Source organism: Aquimarina mytili, from assembly GCF_016735115.1.
Taxonomy (GTDB): domain Bacteria; phylum Bacteroidota; class Bacteroidia; order Flavobacteriales; family Flavobacteriaceae; genus Aquimarina; species Aquimarina mytili.
On record NZ_JAERQJ010000008.1, the window covers coordinates 130565 to 146788 of the forward strand.

A 16224-nucleotide genomic window follows, 5' to 3' on the forward strand; every position below is an offset into this window, starting at 1 on the left:
TCACAGGTATACTTCTTTTAATCGTTCGTTCTTTGTATCAAGAAATTAAATAACATTTAAAAATGAAACGAATTAAAGGAATAATTAAAGTATTGATATTAGTGGTAAGCTTTATCTCTTGCGCACAAAAACCGGAAGACACTAATCCAGAAAAAACACAACAATCTTATCAAGAACATACCTCTACAGCACATCATAAAATAGCTTTAGAAGTTATAAAAGCGAGTAAAGATTGGATTGCCAATTTTAACAAAGGTAATGCCGAAGTTTGTGTAAAAGGTTATGATGCTAAAGCGGTAATGAGTGCAATGCCATTTGGCATAAAAACAGGAACAAAAGAAATTTCTGAATTCTGGACACCGTTTATCGCATCTGGTGCTACCAACTTAATTTACACAGATGTAAGTGTAGAGGTAGCTAATGAAACAACGGCATTTTTATCCGCAAATTGGAGTATGAATGTTGGTAGAGGGGTTACCTACCAAGAAAAATGGGAGAAAAAAGAAGGACAATGGCTATTAACTTATGATAATTTTCAAGTTTTAGAGCAATTTAAAACATCACAAGAAAACACAACAAACCCAGTTGCAAGTCATATTGTTTTAGAAAATATCATTGAAGCTTCTATAACCTGGATTAATGGTTTTAACTTAGGAAAAGGAAGTATTTGTGGTAAAGGCTATTTAGAAAATGCAACAATGAATGCAGTGCCATTTGCATCTATTAACGGGCAGGAACATATTGAAGGATTTTGGACGAAATTAATAGCGGATGGTGCTAAAAACTTAACATACCACAACCCAACGTTTAAGGCATTGACAGATAATAGCGCTACTTTATCATCACTATGGAGTATGAATATTGGTGAAGGCAAAATTTACCAAGAAAAATGGGAAAATATTGAAGGTGAATGGGTATTATCCTATGATGAATTCCAAGTACTGATACAATATTAAAAACTGCATACAACAACTAAGCGTTCGTATGGTGCATAGCGCACATATATGAACGCTTAGTTGTTGCGTGTAGTGCTTTATTCACTTATTATTTCATTTATATATGTCAATAACCAAATTGTAATTCCTACATCAGATTGATGAACATTGCACAAAATCGAATAGCAATCACAAACATATTTTATCTCGTTTTTTGTAAAATCTTCCAACATTCCAAATTCAAAAAACCAATTGTGATTTCTAAACTCATTAACATAAGATGTAAGACAATTTACTTGTTCAGAAAATTTGTTAGGTTCTTCATTTATATACATTCCTAAGTAATACCCTTCATCTTTTTTCCCTTTTTTTAAATGAACATATAGAGGATTATCTTTTAAATTTCTATAATCTAGTAAATTTTCACCTAAGAAACATTTACTATCATAATAATTCATTTCCATCGTTTTATTGAACTTTTGATTTACTGTTACGCAAGGAAATGATTTCCGCGCTATCGGGCTGTTTAATGTTTTTAGTTGAATCTTCCTGTAGTCTTATCTTTTCTTATCGAATTCAACTTAATTGGATTTTGAGATGCTTCTAATCTGGCATCCAACTCTTTTACTTGTTTTTCAAAATATTTAAGTTTATTCTCTAGATGTATTATTCTTCTTTCGTTTTCAATATTGGTATTCTTTAACTTAAGGGATAATGCCATATATGCTATCAGTAATGATAGAACAGGAATAAATATTTGAACTCCTAATTTAATAGAATCCGTTATCCAATTTATGAAAAGAGAATAGTATTTTTTATTTGAATATGAAGCAACTCCTTTTTCTTCTATATAAAGTCCCTTAAAATCATAATCATAATAACCAATTTCCTTATTTTGATATAGTTCAGAACTAATTTTCTCTAATTCAAAACGATTACATTTCAAGTTATTACAAATATCATCAAAAGAGACACCTATATACTCTTCTTCTCCATTTTCTAATTGAATATTAATATCTTTTTTTTCTTCAAACCTGTTATGATCATTTGAAGCTGCAATATTTCTTTATTCGCCATATTCAACTCTTTCGATAATGAATCCATTTGTTTGTGATAAAGCGAAATATTCATATTTATTTGTTTTAGTTCATCTAATTGTAATTTCCCTAAAACAACTATGAATTGCTTGGATGTTGAACTATGGATGATTTTTTATTTATGAAAACATAAGTAATTAAAGCAATACTTGTTACACTCATAATAATAATTCCAAGCTTTATAGAAAATAGTGGATTGTCATATAAATCATCATTAAATATTCCAACTATGTAAGAGAAAAACCGGGTAGGAATAAATACAAGGCTGATAACAATTGCCAGGTATTTTGGGTTAGTATATTGAGTTAATATTGAATGTATTATTGGTGCAATATGAATCTCTGAAATACTTAAAAATAGTAATGAAACTAGATATAAAATAAGATGTTGTTCTGAAGGAGTTTCTGGAATGAAAAAGAGCAATCCATAGGAAATAGCACCCAATATAAAACCAATTGTCAGTTTGATAAACTGGGTATTATAAAAAAGAGACCAAACAATGATTGCAATAATACTTATTGGAATAAGAAAAACTGAGTTTAAGGATGACCAAAGACTTTTTGAGATATTCAAAGTCGAAATTTCTCTAAACTTTATCTCTAAATCAAAAAATCTCATACCAGATATTTCGTAAACCGCCCAAAACAATGCAACAAGAATAAATGCCGTTAACACTTCTATTATTTTTTGAGAAATATGAATATCCTTTTCTATTATTTGCGTGTTATCGATTTCCTTTGAAGTTAGAAGAAGAATTATAGAAATCAACATTAGTAGTCCAGCTACTATAAATCCATAGTTCCACCAAAGTTTTTCGCCAAAATATCCCATTAGAATAGTGCCGATAAAGGCTCCAATATTAATAGCTAGATAAAATATTATAAACCCAGAATCTAGGAGTTTAGTCTTGTTTAGGTAAAGTTTCCCAAAATGAGAAATCATATTAGGTGTATATAATCCCCCACCTAAAACAACAAGAACAATTCCAATATATAATCCTGTTGTTGAAGGTATGCAAAAACTAAAAGCCCCTATGGCCTGCAAAATACCACCTATAATTATTGATTTTTTATTGCCAATAACCAGGTCGCCAAGCAAAGCTCCTAGGATTTGTGAAAAAACAATTGAAGCTGTAAGCCAACCATAAATACTTAAAGCTTCTTCTGTAGGCATTTTTAAGCTTTCTCCAACCATATAAAGAACCAATAATGAACGTAATCCGTAATACGAAGCTCTCTCAAACAATCTTGACAATGCGTATATGAAAGTGTATTTATCATGAGCTTGATTTATTATTTTTTCCATTTAATATTTTGTATTACGAATTGATTTTTAAAGAAATTTTGTGTTTTACAAATTCTACGACTTCATTATATTTTTCTAATCCAATTTCTTTTTCTCCTAGAATATAGGATAAGTTAGTTCCTACGTCAAGGTCAAGAAAAAGATTGTCACTTATGATTCGATAACTTTTAAATGCACCCCATTTTATTTTAACCTCGTATTTATAGTTCTTCATCCCAAAATGATCTTCATTAAAATTCCAAATAGCATTTTGGTTAGCCCTTTTTTCATTATCTATTTCAGATGCTACTAAATCAAAATATTTCTTTTTGGACTTCTTGTAAGACAAATAGTAATTAAAAAAGTTAAATACATAATGAATTCCTATAGCGACACTTATAAACCCAAGATTGTCATTACCATACAGCATTATTGAACCAATTATAATAAATGGAATTGCCCAAAAAAGTCTTTTCTTATTTCTTTCTAAATTTTCTCTCCAAGTTATTTTGAAATTCAAAGTTAATTGTTCTTTGAATATTTGCTCAATAAATGGTATTTCTAATTTCATTTTGTATACCTCGTTAATTTTTTAGTCAATACTACTGTAAAAATTGTTTTTTTACTAGTAATGCTTCTATTTTTCGGACACAAAAATTTTCTTAATAAATGTTGTGTTTCCTAATTACATCCCTGATTTCGTACATTGGTTAATCCAAATTTCTCCAATAAATTATGGTCAATAATGAATCTCATTTATATAAAAGAGAAAGAATTTCTCTTTTATATACTACTCATTGATTTTGAGAAACATAGTATTCTTCTAACCCATCGATTATTATGTGTTCTGATCAGTTCATTCTTTTATACTATCTTTAAAATTTAAAATTCCCCTATACCGAAGTATAGGAGAATTTCTGGGAATTGCAAAAAATCAGCTAATTGCCGAAAGAATAAGGGGTAATTTACACCTTATAATCCGCCTTTCTTCCTTGCCAAAGTCCTACCCATGCTCGGATAGAAAAGCGGATCTTCCCATAAGGTAGCTATGTCAAAAGCTATACTACGCTTTCAGTATTATACAGCAATATTAGAATATCCTAGTTTCATTTTTCGGGACTGAGATTATTTTTTTGAAAAAAATCCACATATAATCCTGTTATACTCATGCCTTTCGTATCAACATTTCATTGGCAGGTAATTCTCTTGTAAAAAAACCAATGGTAAACCCTACTGCCTGTTCATATACAAAACTTTGGATGCTAAAATCGTATTCTATAGGTGCATCTAATTGTTTCATCACTTTGATAATACGATACAGCTTGGTTTTTGAGATGCCCAATCTGTAGGCTAATTCATCTGGAGATCCTGTAGCCTGCATTCTAATTAATCGATCGATTCGCTCAATAAGCTTAATTTGTTTAATGATAACATTCATAGTTCTTTCCTTTACTTAATACTTCTATTCATCAATAATTACTTGTGGGGTACATAAGTGTATGTCAGGAAAAAAATAGTTGTTACTTCGATTGATGCTTTTTTTTGAAAAAGAATGTATAACTGTGGTTCCATATCAAAACCAAGTTAAATTAAATAGCCAGTAGTGAGGTATTATAAAATTTTGAAAATATCGTGTAATTCCAATTAGAATATGGAAGCTCTAATTTGTAAAAAAATGAGCAAGTGTTCGTATTACCTATACAAAACCTTACTCTTTTAATGCTCTAAGAAGTCGTGCCGCATTATCTTTATACACGCCATTATACTGAATGATTTCTTCGAGGATTTGTGTTGTTTTTTTGGTGTTTTTTAATTTCAAATATGCCAAAGACAGATACCATCTAGAAGCTTCGTAGTATCTACTATTTGCTGAAATATTTTCGAATTGAAGAACTGCTTTTTGTTCTTGATTAGTATTCAAATAACTCACCCCCAGGTATACTTCCAGTTCTTTTTGATCAACAAGATTAGTGTTTTTTTCGAGTGCAGTAACTACACTATCGTACGCCCCTTTGTTATAATCATCCATAATATTTTGCAAAGCGGTATTTATCTCTCCACGAGTATTATCCTCAGCCGGAAAAGGAGTATAATGCGCTACGTATAAATCTCTTAGCTCATCTGTAGTATCCAAAGTATTCCACACCAAGGTGCCTACACCTAAGAGCACAACAATAGTGGCAGCAATTCTTAAAGGCGAAGAAAATATACTTCTTGCAAAAGACGATTCCTCTTTTTTGACCTCTTTGCTTACTTTTATCAATTTTTCTTTAACCTCTATGGCCTCTTGATCATTAAGGATGTCGTGTAATGCCTTATGCGTTTCTATTTCTTTTTGTAGCTCTGGAGTATTTGCAACTTCTCTCTCAAAATCGATTAGCTCTTCAGGAGATAATTGATTAGTAAGATACCTTTCTATTTTTTCAAATATTTCTGGTGTTCTTTCCATAAGCCCTATTTATTTTCAGAGGTTGCTTTTAACTCCTGATATATTGGATCCTGTTCGATCATTTCGATCAGGTGTTTTTTACATTCAAACTTCTTTTTTCGGGTATACCCTTCGGCATATCCTGTGATCTCTGAGATCTGCTTCATGCTTTTGCCCTCAAAAAGCAATTGCAACACCTGGCGACATGCATCGCTAAGATGAACAAAGTGTTTGCGATACACATGCTCACGTTCTTTATCTTCTATTTCTTGTACGATAGAAGCTTCAATTATTTCGGTATCCTCAGGGATTTCTTCTGTAACCACTAGTTTTCTGTTTTTGCGCAACCGATTTCTCCAAATATTCTTAGACACCCCATAAAAATAGGTTGATAACGGTGATCGAAGCTCTAAAGAACCTGTTTTTAATTTTTGATATATAAACACAAACGCATCCTGAAAAACATCTTCGACATCATCCTCATTACCCGAATTTTTTAGGATATACTGTCGTATATACTTGCGATTTTTTTTATAAAACGCTTTAAACACAGCCTCATCGCCGGCAACAATACCTTCTATAATGTTTTGATCATCGATGTTACTCATAAGTGTATGTAGGCTCTTAAAAGATTGTTACCTTGTAAAGTGTTAATATCACCATAAAAGTAACATTTTTAGTTTCTTTGCTATACACTATAAAGGAGAATTGTTACAAAATGTCTCTATAATACTACATAACCTATGAACACAAAAAAAACGATATCACTGTTAGCTCTTATTTTTATTGGGGTTTTTATCAATTCATCTCATGCCCAAGTAGTAACGGATACATTATTGGCTTCTCAATATTTTAAGAAAGGGGATTCTTTACTCATTGAAGGAAAGTATAAAAGTTCTATTGAATCCTTTGAAAAAGCATTACCCATTTATGAAAAGGCTACAGCTTGGGAAAAAGTGGCAAGTTGTTATAATAAGATTTCTTATGCTTACAGAAAAAAAGGTGATAATCTTGAGAAAGTATTTGAGAATGCTAATGAAGCCCTGAAAATCTCCAAGCGATATTTACCAAAAAACGATAACGAAAAAGCTTGTGCTTATGATAATACCGGTTACTATCATCAGGACAAGTATGATTTTGATACTGCTTTGAATTATTTTGAAAAGGCGTTGAGTCTTCGAAGTAAGATTTTCCCCGAAAACCATCAAAATATTGCATTATCCCTTGAAAACATTGGGTTCTTAAAATATGACCAAGGAAATTATATCGAGAGTTTAGAGTATCATCGAAAGGCATTACTAATAAGAAAACAAGTTCATGGAGAGTATCATTCCAGCACTTCTAAGTCTTATCATCAAATAGGTATTGCCTATTCAAGACTTGGAAAATATAAAAAGGCAATAGAACAATACGAAAAAGCTATTGAAATAGGACTGAAAGTTTATGGAGAGTATCATTCGAAGATCTCCTCTATATATGAAGATCTAGGTTATGCGCACATGTACGGATCTGAATATAGAGAAGCAGAAACTTATTTGAAAAAAGCATTGATAATTGGAGTTAAAATTGATGGAGAAAACAAAGCGTATGTAGCAGGTATATATTATACGCTAGCCGATTTATACAGAAGGCTTGGAAAACTTGAACTTTCGATTATTAATTTTGAAAAAGCATTAATTATATACACAAAGACTCTTGGTGAAACGGCTATCAATGTATCAAATACATATTATAGTACAGGTCTTGTTTTTGAGCATAAAGGTCACTATGAAAAAGCATTTGAGTATTATAAAAAGGCATTAACAATATTTCTAGAAAAGAAAAGCACACATCCTACGGTAAGTATTATATATAGTGGGATTGGGAATACACTTCTTGGAAAGGGTGCCTATCAGAAAGCCCTTCAATATTTCAATGAAGGTTTGGACGTTGCTCTACAATCAGTTGGCGAACGCCATGTTATTACTGGAGTTATTAATTATAACATAGCCTTGGCATATAAAGAATTAAAAGACTACGATAAAGCGCTTTCATATAACAAAAAGTCTTTGGGTATCAAACTAAGTAATTATGGAGATAATCATCCAAGAATTGCACTCTCTTATAATCAAATAGGAGATATATCTAGGGCCAGAAAACAATATAATGAAGCTTTACAGTTTTATAAAAATGCGTTAAAAATATATTCGATTAAGTTTGATGACGCCCATTTTGAAGTTGCGGAATCTTTAGAGAAGATTGGTGCTTTAAAACAAGAAATGGGGTTATATGATGAAGCATTAGATTACTTTAAAAAATCATTGGAGATTCGAAAAAAAGTATTTTCTGAAAATAGCTCATTTGTTGCGCAATCCTATATTAATATTGCAGAAATATTTCTAATACAAAAAGACTATCAAAAAGCACTAGTCCAATATGAAAAGGCTCTTAAAGCCAATATTTTTCTTAACACAAAAGATCAATATTTTGATAAAAAGATATTTCTTACTACCCTTCAAGGCCAAGCCAATACCCATAAAAAATTATATCAGCAAAGTAAAAGTATAACTGATTTTAATAAGGCAATTGCGATCTACCAAAAAGCAGATACCTTAATTAACACCATCCGGCAAAGCTTTACTAACTATCAAGATAAAGTAAGCTTTGCCAAACAGGCTAAAGAAGTATATCAAGGAGCAATTGAAGCACAATTGTTATTATATGAAATAGAAAATAATCAGAAAACTCTTACAAAAGCCTTTTACTATACCGAGAGAAGCAAAGCCAATACCTTAAAAGAACTTTTAAACGATGCTAATGCCAAAAACTTTACAGGCTTGCCTACCGATCTTGTGGCCTTAGAAAAAGATCTAAGAATCAATAAAGCCTTTTATCAATCTAAGCTTACCCAGGAACATTCAGAAAAAGATGGGGATTCATCAAAAATCACCCGATACGAAAACAAACTCTTTGAGATTAATCGTAGGCAAGATTCATTAACCGAGGTGTTAGAAAAAAACTATCCTAAATACTATCAGTTAAAGCACAAAAATGATGTAGTTTCGGTTGGTGAGCTCCAACAACAACTTAATGAGCAGACCACAGTTGTAGAGTTTTTTACATCCGATAGCATTACCTATGCCTTTACCATTACTAAAAACAAGATTGCCGTAGAAGAGCTAACAACTACTGATCTTACTAAAAAAATAGAAACTTTTAGAGAAGCTATCACCTCAAAACATGTAGGCGATTTTAAAACATCGGCGCATCAATTGTATCAAGAACTAATCGCTCCCATTGTGGATCACTTTGTGGGAGATGAGTTAATTATCATTCCCGATGGTCCACTTTGGCATCTTAATTTTGAGTTACTACTTACTCAACAAGAAGAGGCAAATAATCCTGTAGATTTTTCATATTTGCTTCATAACTATGCTATAAGTTATGCCAACGCTGCAAATATCTTGTTTTCTGGTAGTCAAGACACGCCAACATCTAAAAAACAAGAAGAATGTTTGGCTTTTTCGTTTACCGATAGTACTAACATTGTAGATGCCACATCGATGAGTTTAGCTACCCTTAGAGATGCAGGTGATGATCTACCAGGAACGCGTAAAGAGATCAAAGCCATTGCCGAGATTATCGATGGTCAATATTATTTTGGATCAGAGGCCATAGAGGCTAACTTTAAGAAAAATGCCAATCAATACAACATCCTTCACCTGGCATTGCATGGTGAGGTAGATAACGAACGACCAGAGAATTCTAAACTCTATTTTACCAAAACCAAAGATACTATAGAAGATAATCTGCTCTATGGTCATGAGCTCTTTGCTTTGGATATTCCTGCAGAGCTTACGGTATTGAGCGCCTGTAATACAGGATCTGGTAAAATCGCCAAAGGAGAAGGGATCATGAGTTTAGGTACTGCCTTTCAATATGCAGGGACCAAAAGTTTACTCTTAACCAGTTGGGAGGTATCTGATCAAACCACTCCAGCGTTGATGAAATACTTTTATACCAACCTAAAACAAGGGATGAGTAAATCCAAAGCGTTGCAACAAGCCAAATTAGACTATCTAAAAACCGCAGATATCAATAGAACCCATCCTTTTTACTGGGGTGGATTTTATTTGGTTGGAGATACCGCTCCGATACCCTTTAGTGATCATACCTGGTGGTATTGGGTAATAGGGCTTCTAGGAGTTTTGCTTCTGTGGGTATTTTGGTATAGAAAGAGAAGAAAACATAATTCATAATATTTATAGTTTCCTCTCCCTCTGGGAGAAGGAACTATCAATATATATTAAACCTTAATGTTGCACCAAACTAAACCAACTTAATATCCTCTTTAAACAACATATGGATATATTCGGCATGCAGATTTGCGTTTTCTTTACTCTCTAAACAATGAAACAGTAAATGAATAAGCCCATAATCGCCCAAGCTATCTCGATACTCGTGTCTGTCTTTATTTTTTACCCACAAGATAAAAGAGCACAAATGACCTATCTCGCCAATTTTTTGAGGGTCTTTTAAGCATTCTCGAAAATCATCAAGTTTCATCAAAGCATATTCGTTATACTTTCGTTTACAAAAATTATAATCAAAGCTATGCTTATACGACTGTAGCTTTCGGTTCTGTATTTCATAGTTTATACCACTCATAACATAAGATTCATTTGCATTAGGTACTTTTTTCATCATAATACTGCTTGAGGTATTCTATATTTTGCAAAACATATGCCATGACTTTAAAAATTTACTTAACAAAAAGTGAAAAACTCTTAAAATTTCAAGTAGTAAAATGACAACAATATTGGAAATATTCCAAGTCAAAGATACAAAATTTGGAAATATTCCAAAAAAATAATTTACTCTTTTATATGAGTATTTTTAACTAGACACATCATGTCAGTTAGGTTATATCTCTAATAATTCGTTGATAAACCTTGATATTATCAGGTGTTACAAGGTTACACAATACTATGATTTTCAGACCAGTAAACCTTATTTTTTGATATTCTTGTTAATAAAACCTAATAAGTTTTTTTTCAAAAAAAGAGTTTGCCTATTACATTTACTTTAGAATTTGATACACTCTGGTATGTTTTTTGGGGAAAGAATAGCCAGAATGAAAAATTGGGAAATACAAATCAAATCATAAATTATGCAGTATAAAGTAATTGATGCAAAAAGCCAATATTTTGGCAAAGTATTGGATTTCGAATCCTGCTCTACATTGAGTGATTTAGGAGGAGTGCTCTTAAAAATAGGAAGAAACAGAGTTTCACTGTTTAAATTTAATGAAGTAGAATTGGTATAACTACCATTCTACTTCTTTCTCTACCCCACCTCGGTACTTTCTTCTTCTTTTAAGATTAGAATATCATATAAATCGTTAATATAATGAAACGATTATCGATATATGTATTATGTCTATTCTGGATAAACAGCAGTTGCCAGAACAAGGTTGCTATTGATAATATTGAAGAGATCCCTGGTGCTTCACAACAAGATGAGCAATATGCCAATGTTTATAAGATCTTAGATGGTGTTTGGAAAGGAAATTTCTTAATCTATGAAGATCAAAAACAAGTGCCAAAAAATACGATAGATCTAAAGAATATTTCTTTGACAAGTGTACAAAAAGATGGGCTCAAACAAATTAACAGTATCGATGTAACACAGGTTTATGCTTCGAAAAATCCTTTTTTTCAAAGCGTTACTATTACTGACATCTATCCGGATACCAGGCAAAAAATCACAAGCAAAGGTGTTAATAAAATTCAGGATGGTCGCATGTGGTGCGTTGTAAAAAAACCTGATGAAACCGTTATTCATCAAGGCAGTACCGAAGGTAAAAATACCATTATATGGGAAAGAAATGAAAAATCCTCACAAAGAATCGAATACTTTAAAGAAACTGTCTCAAATGATTTTTATGAAATCGTAGGTTGGGGGTATTATAAAGGAGATGATACAACTTTATCTCCCAAACTTTGGTTTTATGCCAAATATGAGCGTCAAAAATAATTACCCTAACTCGGTAATTCTTTTTACATATTTACCGATAACATCAAACTCCAGATTAATTACTGTTCCCACCTCAAAAGTATTAAAGTTGGTATGCTCATAAGTAAAAGGAATGATTGCTACACTAAATTCATTTTTTTTAGAATTTACTACTGTTAAACTTACTCCATTAACCGTTATTGATCCTTTTTCTATAGTAATATTGTTCAATTCAGGATCATAACTAAAGGTAAAATACCAACTTCCGTCAGCTTCAGAAATTGCCGTACACACCGCCGTTTGATCCACATGTCCTTGCACAATATGACCATCTAACCGATCCCCTAGTTTCATTCCGCGTTCAAGGTTTACAATACTTCCCTCTTTAAGATCATTAAGATTTGTCTTATCTAATGTTTCTTTAATAGCAGTCACAGTATAGGTGTCATCTTCAATAGAAACCACAGTCAAACACACACCGTTATGTGCTACACTTTGATCAATCTTTAGTTCTGAAGTAAAATTTGCACGTACGGTAATATCCAGATTTTCCTTATCCGTTTTTAAAGATAGTATCGTTCCTAATTCTTCGATGATTCCTGTGAACATAAATGCCAATTATTTAATTAAATTTGTGGTCTTAACGTTTGTGATCTTTTTAATTCCTTCGGAATTAGATTTCAAAAATACTGATAAAGGACATTATATAATGAAGAAAGAAGAAAAAATAAGAGTAGGAATTTCTATAGGAGATCTTAATGGTATAGGAAGCGAGGTAGTTCTTAAAACTTTTGAAGATTCACGTATGCTGGATTTTTGCACCCCGGTGATTTTTGCTTCTGTAAAAATTCTTTCCTTTCTCAAAAAACACTATAAAATCAAGAGTAATCTACATGGAATCGATAAGACTTCTCAGATCCTAGATGGTAAAATCAATGTTCTTAATGTATGGAAAGAACCTGTAGATATTAATTTTGGAAAAGAAGATTCGAAAATTGGAGGTTATGCCATAAAATCACTCAAAGCGGCTACTCAAGCCTTAAAAAATGATGAAATAAATATATTGATTACTGCACCTATTAACAAGCGTAGTATCCAGTCTGACGAGTTTGCGTTTCCTGGTCACACTGATTATCTTGATCAAGAACTAGAAGGAAACAGCCTCATGTTTATGATCACAGATAATCTTAAGGTTGGATTACTTACAGATCACGTTGCCGTAAAAGATATTGCAAATACAATTACACCAGAGTTAATAGAAGAAAAAGTAAATACGATATACAATTCTTTAAAACAAGATTTTGGAGTATCAAAACCAAAAATTGCAGTATTAGGCATAAATCCACATAGTGGCGATAATGGAGTTATAGGCAAAGAGGATGAAGAAATATTAAAACCAACCATCAAAAAAATTAATGAATCTGGCAAATTAGTGTATGGCCCATATGCAGCAGATAGTTTTTTTGGATCAAATACATATAAAGCCTTTGATGCTATTGTGGCTTCATACCACGATCAAGGATTGATTCCTTTTAAGACCTTATCTTTTGGAAAAGGAGTGAATTATACTGCGGGGCTTGCCAAAGTACGTACTTCTCCTGATCATGGAACAGCTTTCGAAATTGCTGGAAAAAATCAAGCAGATTCTAGTTCTTTTAAAGAAGCTGTTTTTTCAGCATTAAAAATTTTTAAAAACAGAAATCAATATGCAGAGATCACCAAAAATCCATTAAAGAAGCAGCCCAGAAAACCACAAAAAAAGTAAGTTAGGGTTTTGGCGTGAGTATTTGAGAGAACAGTACTTTTCAACATTTAAGTTTTTAATTCAAATTATGAAACTTAGAACCTCCAAATACCCACTTATTATAGGGTTCTTTAGTCCAAAAACCTAAAGACTCATGCACTCGCTTACTAATTCACTAACAATCTGATATAATTTTATTTACAAAAACACTTTAATTACGATTTTTTATTATCTTTGCACCCGCCTTTATCAAATTGGTAGGCACTTGAAACTGATGATGAAATGAAACAACTTAAAGAGTATACTATTCCTTTTGTTGGACTGAAGCAAGGCATACACCAGTTTGAGTATGACATTGATAATACGTTCTTTGAACATTTTGAGTACGACGAATTTAATGCATCTGCATTACGCGTAGATTTGGAGTTTAACAAGAAAACAACCATGTTAGAACTTCATTTTAAAGCTACCGGAACTGTAAATGTAAATTGCGATCTTACTAATGAACCTTTTGACTTACCTATTGAAAATGAATTTTTTCTGGTAGTTAAGTTTGGAGATGAATATAATGATGAAAACGAAGAGCTTCTAATACTCCCTCACGGAGAATATGAAGTTAACATTCAGCAATATATTTATGAGCTTATTGTTTTGGCTATACCTCATAAAAGAGTTCATCCTGGTGTAGAAGACGGAACATTAGAATCAGACATACTCGAAAAATTAGACGAACTAAGTCCAAAAGACAAAACAATAGAAAACACTAATGAGGAAACAGATCCTCGTTGGGACAAATTAAAAAATTTATTAAACGATAAATAATAGCTAAGCAATGGCACATCCTAAGAGAAAAATATCGAAAACCAGAAGAGACAAAAGAAGAACTCATTATAAAGCTACTGTACCACAAATAGCAACTGACCCTACTACAGGAGAAGCACATTTGTATCACAGAGCGCACTGGCACGAAGGTAAATTGTACTATCGTGGTCAAATCGTTATCGATAATACAGAAGAAGTGGCGTAAGCCCACTGTTAAAATTTCATATAAAACTCTCACAAAAGTGAGAGTTTTTTTGTTTTTAGTTGAATATGTGTCAAAATCCCGTTATTTTGCGCCATATTTGTATATAATTTAGTAATTTCGACGGCTTTTCAAGCATTTTTTGCACAAATAGTTCTCGACACTAAAACTAAGACATGAGTAAAATCACAGCCGCTATTACAGCTGTTGGCGCATATGTGCCAGACTATGTGTTAACCAATCAGATTTTAGAAACTATGGTTGACACAAACGACGAATGGATTACCACTCGTACAGGTATAAAAGAACGTAGAATACTCAAAGAAGAAGGCCAAGGAAGCTCTTTTTTAGGTATCAAAGCGGCAGAAGACCTAATCGCCAAAAGAAATCTTGATCCCAAAGAGATCGATATGGTGATTTTTGCAACCGCAACTCCGGACCTTCCTGTTGCAGCAAATGCAGCATTTGCAGCATCAAAAATAGGGGCCATTAATGCATTCTCATACGATTTGCAAGCAGCATGTTCTAGTTTCTTATATGGAATGTCTACCGCAGCTAGCTATATAGAATCAGGAAGATATAAAAAAGTACTACTTATTGGAGCCGATAAAATGTCTTCTATAATTGATTATACAGATCGAGCTACCTGTATCATTTTTGGAGATGGTGGTGGAGCAGTCCTTTTTGAACCTAATGAAGATGGTTATGGATTACAAGACGAATACCTTCGTACAGACGGTGTAGGCAGAGAGTTCTTAAAAATTGAAGCTGGAGGATCAATTTTGCCTGCTTCAGAAGAAACTGTGGCCAAAAAGCAACATTTTGTACAACAAGACGGAAAAACTGTATTCAAATATGCAGTTTCGAATATGGCTGATGCCAGTACAAAAATAATGGAACGAAACAATCTAACTGGGGACGATGTAAACTGGCTTATTGCTCATCAAGCCAATAAACGTATTATTGACGCCACAGCAAATAGAATGGGATTAGATGAGAAGAAAGTTCTTATGAATATCCAACGATATGGTAATACGACTTCGGCCACATTACCTTTATTATTACACGATTACGAAAAACAACTCAAAAAAGGAGATAACATTGTATTTGCCTCATTTGGTGGAGGCTTTACATGGGGTTCTATTTATCTAAAATGGGCCTACAACTCCTAAACAACTAAACACACAATACCCAATATTATGGATTTAAAAGAAATTCAGAATTTAATTAAATTCGTAGCCAAATCAGGTGCTAGCGAAGTAAAATTAGAGATGGATGACGTTAAAATCACCATCAAAACTACATCAGATGATAGTAAAGAAACGACATTTGTACAACAAATCCCCGTTGGCAGTCCTGTAGTTCCTTCTCAACCCGCAGCAGCTCCTGTGCAACCAGCTACACCAGTAGCCGCACCGCCAGCCGCTACAGAAGCACCTTCGTCTGATGACAATTCGAAATACATAACGATCAAGTCTCCAATCATTGGAACTTTATACAGAAAACCATCACCAGACAAACCTACATTTGTAGAAGTTGGTGACTCTATTAAAGAAGGTGATGTACTTTGTATTATCGAAGCAATGAAACTTTTCAACGAAATTGAAAGTGAAGTTTCTGGTAAAATTGTAAAAGTATTAGTTGATGATTCTTCTCCAGTAGAATTTGATCAGCCACTTTTCTTAGTAGACCCATCATAATTAATCTCAAAATTTCAA

At 32.6% G+C, this 16224-nt stretch carries 18 protein-coding genes; 9 read left to right on the top strand and 9 right to left on the bottom strand.

Features of this window, described 5'->3' with window-relative positions; genetic code table 11:
- Nucleotides 1-62: 62 nt before the first annotated feature.
- Nucleotides 63-956, top strand: a complete 894-nt coding sequence (locus JJQ60_RS17590) for a Cif family virulence factor (RefSeq protein ID WP_201923375.1) — start codon at nt 63-65, stop codon at nt 954-956.
- Nucleotides 957-1033: 77 nt separating this feature from the next.
- Here JJQ60_RS17590 and JJQ60_RS17595 read toward each other — a convergent pair whose 3' ends face one another.
- From JJQ60_RS17595 to JJQ60_RS17625, 7 genes are all read right to left on the bottom strand, one after another.
- Entirely contained in the window at nt 1034-1393 is a 360-nt protein-coding gene (locus tag JJQ60_RS17595; RefSeq protein WP_201923377.1) for a hypothetical protein, read from the bottom strand.
- Between the two features lie 77 nt (nt 1394-1470).
- On the bottom strand, nt 1471-1881 hold the full coding sequence (locus tag JJQ60_RS17600) for a hypothetical protein (RefSeq protein ID WP_201923379.1): 411 nt from the start codon (nt 1879-1881) through the stop codon (nt 1471-1473).
- Between the two features lie 229 nt (nt 1882-2110).
- Nucleotides 2111-3337: an MFS transporter gene (locus tag JJQ60_RS17605; protein ID WP_201923381.1), complete on the bottom strand. Its 1227-nt coding sequence runs from the start codon at nt 3335-3337 to the stop codon at nt 2111-2113.
- A gap of 13 nt (nt 3338-3350) precedes the next feature.
- Nucleotides 3351-3887, bottom strand: coding sequence for a hypothetical protein (locus JJQ60_RS17610; protein ID WP_201923383.1), 537 nt, complete (start codon nt 3885-3887; stop codon nt 3351-3353).
- A 594-nt stretch (nt 3888-4481) separates the two neighbouring features.
- Nucleotides 4482-4754 carry a type I-E CRISPR-associated protein Cse2/CasB gene (locus JJQ60_RS17615; RefSeq protein ID WP_201923385.1) on the bottom strand — a complete coding sequence of 91 codons (273 nt, stop codon included), beginning with the start codon at nt 4752-4754 and terminating at the stop codon, nt 4482-4484.
- A gap of 270 nt (nt 4755-5024) precedes the next feature.
- Nucleotides 5025-5765 (bottom strand): tetratricopeptide repeat protein, encoded by a 741-nt coding sequence (locus tag JJQ60_RS17620; protein ID WP_201923387.1) that lies wholly within the window; start codon nt 5763-5765, stop codon nt 5025-5027.
- 5 nt (nt 5766-5770) lie between these two features.
- Nucleotides 5771-6352: an RNA polymerase sigma factor gene (locus tag JJQ60_RS17625; protein ID WP_201923389.1), complete on the bottom strand. Its 582-nt coding sequence runs from the start codon at nt 6350-6352 to the stop codon at nt 5771-5773.
- 135 nt (nt 6353-6487) lie between these two features.
- Here JJQ60_RS17625 and JJQ60_RS17630 point away from each other — a divergent pair, with 135 nt between their 5' ends.
- Entirely contained in the window at nt 6488-9982 is a 3495-nt protein-coding gene (locus JJQ60_RS17630; protein ID WP_201923391.1) for a tetratricopeptide repeat protein, read from the top strand.
- A gap of 70 nt (nt 9983-10052) precedes the next feature.
- On the opposite strand, the gene JJQ60_RS17635 is transcribed toward JJQ60_RS17630, so the two are convergent.
- Nucleotides 10053-10430 carry a hypothetical protein gene (locus tag JJQ60_RS17635; RefSeq protein WP_201923393.1) on the bottom strand — a complete coding sequence of 126 codons (378 nt, stop codon included), beginning with the start codon at nt 10428-10430 and terminating at the stop codon, nt 10053-10055.
- Nucleotides 10431-10893: 463 nt separating this feature from the next.
- On the opposite strand from JJQ60_RS17635, the gene JJQ60_RS17640 reads away from it, so the two are divergent.
- Both JJQ60_RS17640 and JJQ60_RS17645 read left to right on the top strand, forming a co-directional pair.
- Nucleotides 10894-11049 (top strand): hypothetical protein, encoded by a 156-nt coding sequence (locus tag JJQ60_RS17640; protein ID WP_201923395.1) that lies wholly within the window; start codon nt 10894-10896, stop codon nt 11047-11049.
- Between the two features lie 83 nt (nt 11050-11132).
- Nucleotides 11133-11759 carry a hypothetical protein gene (locus JJQ60_RS17645; RefSeq protein ID WP_201923397.1) on the top strand — a complete coding sequence of 209 codons (627 nt, stop codon included), beginning with the start codon at nt 11133-11135 and terminating at the stop codon, nt 11757-11759.
- Here the strand turns inward: JJQ60_RS17645 and JJQ60_RS17650 are convergent, their stop codons facing one another.
- Entirely contained in the window at nt 11760-12347 is a 588-nt protein-coding gene (locus JJQ60_RS17650) for a riboflavin synthase (RefSeq protein ID WP_201923399.1), read from the bottom strand.
- Between the two features lie 100 nt (nt 12348-12447).
- Between JJQ60_RS17650 and pdxA the strand changes: the two genes are divergently transcribed.
- From pdxA to accB, 5 genes are all read left to right on the top strand, one after another.
- The gene (gene pdxA / locus JJQ60_RS17655) at nt 12448-13503 is read left to right on the top strand and encodes a 4-hydroxythreonine-4-phosphate dehydrogenase PdxA (protein ID WP_201923401.1); all 1056 of its coding nucleotides are present in this window, start codon (nt 12448-12450) and stop codon (nt 13501-13503) included.
- 261 nt (nt 13504-13764) lie between these two features.
- The gene (locus JJQ60_RS17660) at nt 13765-14304 is read left to right on the top strand and encodes a YceD family protein (protein WP_201923403.1); all 540 of its coding nucleotides are present in this window, start codon (nt 13765-13767) and stop codon (nt 14302-14304) included.
- Between the two features lie 10 nt (nt 14305-14314).
- Nucleotides 14315-14509 carry a 50S ribosomal protein L32 gene (gene rpmF / locus JJQ60_RS17665; RefSeq protein ID WP_201923405.1) on the top strand — a complete coding sequence of 65 codons (195 nt, stop codon included), beginning with the start codon at nt 14315-14317 and terminating at the stop codon, nt 14507-14509.
- A 173-nt stretch (nt 14510-14682) separates the two neighbouring features.
- Nucleotides 14683-15678, top strand: coding sequence for a beta-ketoacyl-ACP synthase III (locus tag JJQ60_RS17670; protein WP_201923407.1), 996 nt, complete (start codon nt 14683-14685; stop codon nt 15676-15678).
- A 27-nt stretch (nt 15679-15705) separates the two neighbouring features.
- Nucleotides 15706-16206: an acetyl-CoA carboxylase biotin carboxyl carrier protein gene (gene accB / locus JJQ60_RS17675; RefSeq protein WP_201923409.1), complete on the top strand. Its 501-nt coding sequence runs from the start codon at nt 15706-15708 to the stop codon at nt 16204-16206.
- Nucleotides 16207-16224: the final 18 nt, after the last annotated feature.